The following is a 1,641-nucleotide window of genomic DNA, read 5'->3' on the forward strand; positions in this document are numbered from 1 at the left end:
TTTCAGACCTGTCAAAAATGTAAATTAAAATGAACACTTGATAAATTTTAGCTATGAGATTTATCATCTTATCATTCAAGCTTAATCCACCAATATTAAAGCAATTAGGAGAATATTTGAAATCAGAAAGATTATTAAAATGGCATTGGCTACTCAATGTTACCTCTTGCCCTAAAAGTTGCTTTAAATCTAAATTATAGCCAATAAAATGAGAAGAAAATTTATATTGATTAGCATTGTTTATAAACTTAATGCCATTACTGTAATTACTATTTAAAATCTTCAAAACACCCTCTAAACCAATATTTTCAACACTTTCAAAGAAAGCCGCTTCCTTAATAATTACAACATTACTACCTTTTTTGAAGATCAAAAGTGTAATTGTAATTTCATCTTGCTCAATTTCATCTATCTCTTCAAATTTGTTTTGATTTATAGAATAATTGTTTTCTGCAATTTCAAAACTCCAATCATAACCCAGACTGGTTATAATTGAATTAAATTCATCATATACATTTCTACTAAAGGTCTTTACTTTATCAGAGTCAAAAGATGCAATATAATTTAACTCATATTTAGAAAAGTTATCAGATTCATTTGAAATGCTTTTAATGGGGAAAAAATCAAGTATTTGTTGAATCATTTCTTAATAGTCCTTTTAGTGTTTCATATCCCTCAGTAGATAAAATTTTAACAAATTTATTGCCTTGTTCATCTTGAAAAGGTTCAATTAAATTTTTAAGATTTTCAACATAATCATCAATACTCAAATATAAATTATTAGCTAATTTAATTTTGTTTTGAATTCTTTTATTTATACCCTTTTTAGATATGCGAAATTGGGTATCAAATCCTTTTTTACTTGGCAATTCTCTAACTTTATTAATAATTGCATCCCTTGGAAATTCTGGATTAATAGGTACATAATTAGTAAAGACCTCATCAAGCAGATCAGAGAAATTAAAATTATCTCTCGTTCTATAATGGCCAATTACTGCATTTCTTACCACAAGATAATCAGCATAATATTTAACCCTATGAGGAGTTAAAACCTTGTCTATTTCATTTAAAGACTTTTCTGTGTTTTTGTCATCATCATTTTTTTGATTTAACTCTAAAAAATCATCCCACCAATACTTACTGGAGTTTTTGTCAAAAACATAATTGTATGTGATACTATTATTGTCATCAAAATATAAAAGTATTGCTTTAAAAACCTTCTTTTTGGTATTCAATCCCTTAATAAGGTCAAAACTTGTTTCACTTAAAATCTCATCATGCTCAACTTTACAAATTATTATTTTATTTGTCTCTTCTGAATTAAAATGCAAATGAAGTAAACTTCCTTTCTGTATTTCAATATCTAACCTATTCATTCTATCTTGCGTTCTAGTTTCTTTTTCAAGTAATCTTTTAGCATTAGTTTCAATAATAGAATCAATATTTTCTGTCTTTTCAAGTATTGGAATTAGTGAGTTTTTTATTTCAGTTGCACCTTCTTTAAATTCATAAATCCTTTTATTGGGTTGTTCTAAGATTTCTTTAACTAACGACTCAACATATTGTTTTAGATTTATTGAATCTTCGTTTAAACTAATTTGGCTAACCAAATTGTTCTCCACATCAATATGATGCAGAAAA

2 protein-coding genes are annotated in these 1,641 nt (G+C 26.3%); both read right to left on the reverse strand.

Annotated elements, in window-relative coordinates:
- On the reverse strand, window positions 1-643 hold a 643-nt coding region (locus B0E44_RS00090), incomplete at its 3' end, for a hypothetical protein (RefSeq protein WP_131828076.1).
- Window positions 624-1,641, reverse strand: a 1,018-nt coding sequence (locus B0E44_RS00095; protein ID WP_131828077.1) for a nucleoid-associated protein, incomplete at its 5' end; no start/stop codon positions are given. The genes B0E44_RS00095 and B0E44_RS00090, both read right to left, overlap by 20 nt.

The organism is Flavobacterium sp. A45 (assembly GCF_002001005.1).
Lineage (GTDB): Bacteria > Bacteroidota > Bacteroidia > Flavobacteriales > Flavobacteriaceae > Flavobacterium.